General features: G+C 48.1%; 6 protein-coding genes and 4 tRNA genes. All 10 read left to right on the top strand.

Annotated features, from left to right (window positions below; genetic code table 11):
* Positions 1–522: 522 nt before the first annotated feature.
* The gene (locus JKP77_RS21885; protein ID WP_246601336.1) at positions 523–1,134 is read left to right on the top strand and encodes a uracil-DNA glycosylase family protein; all 612 of its coding nucleotides are present in this window, start codon (positions 523–525) and stop codon (positions 1,132–1,134) included.
* Positions 1,135–1,365: 231 nt separating this feature from the next.
* Positions 1,366–1,749, top strand: a complete 384-nt coding sequence (locus JKP77_RS21890; RefSeq protein WP_218313304.1) for a hypothetical protein — start codon at positions 1,366–1,368, stop codon at positions 1,747–1,749.
* A gap of 366 nt (positions 1,750–2,115) precedes the next feature.
* The gene (murB, locus tag JKP77_RS21895; RefSeq protein WP_218313305.1) at positions 2,116–3,108 is read left to right on the top strand and encodes a UDP-N-acetylmuramate dehydrogenase; all 993 of its coding nucleotides are present in this window, start codon (positions 2,116–2,118) and stop codon (positions 3,106–3,108) included.
* Positions 3,105–4,091 (top strand): bifunctional biotin--[acetyl-CoA-carboxylase] ligase/biotin operon repressor BirA, encoded by a 987-nt coding sequence (gene birA / locus JKP77_RS21900; protein ID WP_218313306.1) that lies wholly within the window; start codon positions 3,105–3,107, stop codon positions 4,089–4,091. Before murB ends, birA begins: the two co-directional genes overlap by 4 nt.
* Positions 4,081–4,818, top strand: a complete 738-nt coding sequence (locus tag JKP77_RS21905; RefSeq protein ID WP_338024906.1) for a type III pantothenate kinase — start codon at positions 4,081–4,083, stop codon at positions 4,816–4,818. Before birA ends, JKP77_RS21905 begins: the two co-directional genes overlap by 11 nt.
* A gap of 121 nt (positions 4,819–4,939) precedes the next feature.
* Positions 4,940–5,015 (top strand) — tRNA-Thr (locus JKP77_RS21910).
* A gap of 7 nt (positions 5,016–5,022) precedes the next feature.
* Positions 5,023–5,107, top strand: a tRNA-Tyr gene (locus JKP77_RS21915).
* A gap of 35 nt (positions 5,108–5,142) precedes the next feature.
* Positions 5,143–5,217, top strand: a tRNA-Gly gene (locus JKP77_RS21920).
* A gap of 7 nt (positions 5,218–5,224) precedes the next feature.
* Positions 5,225–5,300, top strand: a tRNA-Thr gene (locus JKP77_RS21925).
* 68 nt (positions 5,301–5,368) lie between these two features.
* Positions 5,369–5,460: GTP-binding protein (locus tag JKP77_RS21930; protein ID WP_018003793.1), on the top strand; the 92-nt coding region annotated here is incomplete at its 3' end.

Genomic DNA, 5,460 nt, shown 5'->3' on the forward strand with positions numbered 1-5,460 from the left:
CTCAGAAGTGAAACACGTTAGCGGCGATGGTAGTGTGGGGTCTCCCCATGTGAGAGTAGCACACCGCCAAGCTCCCATTCGAAAAGCCCGCTCAAATGAGCGGGCTTTTTTCGTTGTGTGACGAAGAAATCCAATCTAGCTATACATTCCCCATACGCTGAACGAACGCATCTCGTAACGTCAAACACAGCGAAGTATAAGGCACACAATGTATTCATCTCTCACACTGTCATGGTGTCCGGGATCTCCTGCGCTCAATTGCCTATGATAGGCATCGCGAATATTCTTGGTAAAAGAGGTTAACCTACACAGAATATCTCGAATAATGCCGGACAGTCAGAGACTACTCGAATATGGAAAACATACAGAAGCGGCCGATACAGCGACGCTTTTCATAACAGGATGATCTTTGCCCGAGTACAAAGCTTAGTGTCTTCAGCATGAAAATAAACCAAGCGCATTCGTGCTGTGTACTGAGTGTTAAGCATTAATTTTCTACACTTAACTGACGGGGTCCAAGTTTTGGCTTCAGATGAGAATCACAATGATGGATTGCAGCTTGCGAAGCGTGCCTCTGCATGCCGTCACTGTATCGACTTAATAAGTCATGAGCCTAAACCTGTATTCTTACTTAATCCTAAATCTAAGGTAGCGCTGATCAGTCAGGCTCCGGGTCGACTTGCACATGAATCTGGTATCGCCTGGAATGATGCGTCTGGGGATAGGCTTCGTTCCTGGATGGGGTTATCTGAAGCGCAGTTTTACGGTGCTGACGGCGTATCTGTCATTCCGATGAGCTTTTGCTTTCCAGGGTATAAAAATGGTGCTGACGCTCCACCTCTCAAGCCCTGCGCGCCACGGTGGCACCCTCACTTTTTTAAGGTAATAAATCCTGAATTGCGCATATATATCGGCAGGTACGCGCAAAGCCAATACTTACCTCATTACACTACGCTTACCAGTGCCGTGGCTGACTGGCGAAAGTTATGTCCTACTGACATTGTGTTGCCTCACCCTTCTGGTCGTAACAACCGCTGGTTTTATAAAAATCCCTGGTTTGAAGATGAGCTCGTGCCTTACCTCCAACAACTGATCTGCGGGTTTAATATCGGTTATCCGAATAACGCTGTTTGATCCGGCCTGTAAGTATTCCAAATTATTGATCAAAATCACGTTAGTGATAATGAGACAGTATCCCGCCAGTGCCAACTGCTACACTGTGGTCAGTGATAAGGTGCGCGTGATGTCGCATCACGTCTTTGAGTACCATAAGCACAATTTGGTTGGGGCATGGCTATGAACAAGAACGCGATAAGGTATTTTTGTATATTTGTGGGGCTGGCGGCGGTTGTAGGGTGCAGCAGCATGTACTCGTCCTTCAGAGAAGTCACCTATCCACCTGACTTTAAATACATAGATAGCGAAAAGTTACAGTCAAGCATGTCTGAGATGGCAATCCAGATCAGTATACTCGACGGCGCTCTCCAGCACAGTGTTGCGGCACAAGGTCAGAATGGTGATGCTATACGTGAGGAAGTGGTTGGTGCATTATCTGAAATTCACCGTATCGGCTCTGAGTTACAGGCTAGTTCAGGAGGCGCTAACCACCCTTTTATGGAGGAACACATGCGCGATTTCATTTCTTCTGTTGATAAAGCCCGCAGTGCTGCCTCTCTCGAGGAGCCTCGGTATTATTTTGCAGGCAAGGTTGCAGGAGCGTGTGCAAGCTGTCATAAAATTAACCGGTAATCCGTGTAGGGCCATTTACGCCGCTATCAACGCGTTGCTTATCCTGTAACTCAGTGAGCTTGGGTTGTGTGCTACACGACAGTTATCAATTAGAATGATAACGACGCCATTGGCGTTGGCCTGGTTATCGACGAGTGTCTACAACTCTTTATTACGTCACGCACTTTTGATGTTATAGAGATTATATTTACAGCGATAGGCGTGCTCATATTTATCAGTGTTGCGCGTCTGCATATAACACTACGCGTAAGCGCTGATACTCTGCTTGGCAGTAAAGAATAAACAGCCCCACAGCAATGCGGTCTGCTTTCTTTCATGCGCGCCTTCGCCTACCATAGCGATATTGTTAATCGACACGGCGCAAGCATGCCTTCACTGCAGTCTTATCATACTTTTGGGCTTGACGCTTCCAGTCAGCAAATTACGCCTTTTTCTGATATTGAATCATTTTTTGATGCGCGCTCACGCTATCCACATAACTACCTTTTAGGCGGGGGTAGCAACACGATATTCCTTGAGGATTTTGAGGGCCAGATACTGGTTAACGAGATAACCGGGATCGAGCATAATGAAACAGAATCCACACACGAATTGCGTGTTGGTGCAGGTGAGAACTGGCATCAGTTGGTGGCATCCTGCGTAGATAACGGATGGCATGGGATGGAGAACCTGGCGTTGATTCCAGGTTCCGTCGGAGCCTGCCCGATACAAAATATCGGCGCGTATGGAGTTGAAGTCGAAACGTTTATTACGTCTGTAGAAGGCGTATATCTGGATAGCAACACCCGCTTTACGCTTTCTCACGCTGAGTGTCTGTTCGGTTACCGTGACAGCATTTTTAAACATGAACTCGCGGGTAAGGTGCTGATAACACATGTGAATTTCGTATTACCCAAACAGAACCAGTTAATCACGACCTACGGCGAGTTGGCTGCGCTGTCTGACCCCACTCCGCTCAGCATTTTTAATGAAGTCATCAGGATCCGAAGGGCCAAGCTCCCAGATCCGGCAGAGTTAGGGAATGCCGGTAGTTTCTTCAAAAACCCGGTCATTGATAACGCGCATTATTCCAGACTTACTGACGAATTTGATGACGTCCCTGGCTATGCGGTAGGCAGCGAGCACACAAAAGTCCCTGCGGCATGGCTGATAGACAGACTCGGGTTCAAGGGCAGAGCCATTAACGGTGTACGCTGCCATCCTACGCAACCACTTGTACTTACCAATACCGGTGGGGCAACAGGCAAGGATCTTGTGACTTTAGCCAGAGAAATAATGTCATCGGTGAAGGCACGGTTTACTATAATGCTGGAACCGGAAGTCAGGCTGGTTGGAAGAAAAGGGCTTATCGAATTATGAGACAGGCGTCAAAGCTTATCCGACAACACATATTGTCGGTGCTGTCTGATGGACATTTTCACTCAGGCGAAGCCATTGCTCAGGAAGTGAATTTGTCGCGCACGGCGGTTGCCGGGCATATTTCCCAGCTCTCCGACTGGGGGCTGGATGTGTTTAAAGTGAAAGGGAAGGGCTATCGTTTGGAGCGCGGTTTCGATTTACTGAATGCTGATATTATTAAAAAGCACCTTCCGTCGGCACGTATGGCACTAGTTGACGTGCAATCCGTGTTGCCCTCAACCAACACGGAGCTCAAAAAACGCATCACCAATGCGCCTCACAACCTTGCTAATGGCGATGTGGTTCTCGCTGAAGTACAGACGGCCGGCCGGGGAAGGCACGGACGTCAGTGGCTGGCCCCGGTAGGAGGTAGCCTGACGTTCTCTATGTACTGGTCGTTTCCTGATGGTTATCAGAGTATGGCTGGACTGTCACTCCTCGTTGGCTTAGCTGTCTGCGAGGGACTTAAAGCGGTTGGTGTTGATGACGCACAGTTAAAATGGCCGAATGATGTGTACCTTCAGGGAAAAAAACTGGCAGGAATACTCATTGAGGTAGAGGGACAAATTGGCGCTACGGCGCATTCTGTTATCGGAATCGGTCTGAATGTGTGTATGCCTGAAAACCAGTATGACGTGGGGCAGCCTCACAACGATCTGGCGTCTTATCTTGGTCACGCCCCAGACCGCAATCAGCTGGCTGCCGCCATTATTTCAGCATTGTGGAGTTTGTTACCGCAATTTTCACAGCAAGGATTCGGCCCGTTTGCACCGTTATGGCAGGCGATGGATCTTTACGCCGACAAAACCATTGTACTGCAAATGGGGGAGAAACGTTTTTCCGGCGTCGACAGGGGAGTCGATGCCAGCGGCGCATTACTGGTAGAAACCAGTGATGGTATTACCCGCTTCCATGGCGGCGAGGTAAGCTTGCGTGGTCAGTAGTGAGCAAATTTTTCTTGTCGACATGGGCAATACACGAATTAAATACTGCTCTTTGTCTCGCGCTAACGATGAGCCGCACGCAGTAAACTCTGTTGAAGCGCTCTGTAACCAGCTTGAAGACGAGAATAGCAAACACGTCTTCGTGGCAAGCGTAAGAGACGAAGTCGAAACAGAGAGACTACGCGCGCTCTGCAACGCAAAAAATATTCGTTTTCACAACATCGAAACGGAAAAAACCGCGTTTAATATAAAAAATAGCTACCAAAATCCATCGACGATGGGAGTCGATCGCTGGCTTGCCATGATCGCGGCAGAGGAAATGACCACAAAATCTGCCTTTTGTGTCATCGATGTTGGGACGGCAATCACTACTGATTTTGTTTTTAATGGTCAACATTTAGGCGGTTGGATAACGCCGGGCTTTCATTCCATGAAAAAAGGATTGCTCGGTTCAACGAAAAGAGTGTTTGGAGATGATACCGTGCCCGAACATTTATTTGCCGGAACCAGTACACAAGAGTGCGTGGCTAACGGCTGTCTGGCAGCAGTACAAGGTGTATTTTTAAGCGCTATTGCTTATTTAAGCAGCAAACAAACCGATTTTGACGTTATATTAGGCGGTGGGGATAAAAAACTGTTTGCATTCCCTGAAAGCAGTGGTAGCATCCTCGCCGCGAATTTGGTGGTGCAAGGCCTTGCCCGCTATGCGAAGAGAGAAATCTCCTAGCGTAACAAAATGTTTGAGTGGTTAAATATTTAGCACTTAAACAGAAAAATGAAAATTTTTCGCAAAAGGCTATTGCACGGAGTAAATCATTACTCTAGAATGCGCACCCACTTGATGCAGTGCCGACTTAGCTCAGTTGGTAGAGCAACTGACTTGTAATCAGTAGGTCGCCAGTTCGACTCCGGCAGTCGGCACCATCAATCTGGAGGGGTACCCAAGCGGTCAACGGGAGCAGACTGTAAATCTGCCGGCTCAGCCTTCGCAGGTTCGAATCCTGCCCCCTCCACCACTTTCTCTTATGAGGTGGCCAGAGAATTAGGATTTGCGGGCATCGTATAATGGCTATTACCTCAGCCTTCCAAGCTGATGATGCGGGTTCGACTCCCGCTGCCCGCTCCAAATCAGTGCTGATATAGCTCAGTTGGTAGAGCGCACCCTTGGTAAGGGTGAGGTCGGCAGTTCGAATCTGCCTATCAGCACCATTTTCTCCCCAGCTCATGTTTGTTTAGATTTTCGAAATTTTTAAAGTAACTTTGCTGGGATAATAGAAATGGCAAAAGAAAAGTTTGAACGTACGAAACCCCACGTAAACGTGGGTACAATCGGCCACGTTGACCACGGTAAAACCACTCTGACTGCAGC

The organism is Alteromonas antoniana (assembly GCF_019249295.1).
Lineage (GTDB): Bacteria > Pseudomonadota > Gammaproteobacteria > Enterobacterales > Alteromonadaceae > Alteromonas > Alteromonas antoniana.

Coding starts and splice junctions, on each gene's coding strand:
- birA (WP_218313306.1), top strand. CDS start 3,105: ATGAGACAGGCGTCAAAGCTTATCCGACAACACATATTGTCGGTGCTG.
- JKP77_RS21890 (WP_218313304.1), top strand. CDS start 1,366: ATGTACTCGTCCTTCAGAGAAGTCACCTATCCACCTGACTTTAAATAC.
- murB (WP_218313305.1), top strand. CDS start 2,116: ATGCCTTCACTGCAGTCTTATCATACTTTTGGGCTTGACGCTTCCAGT.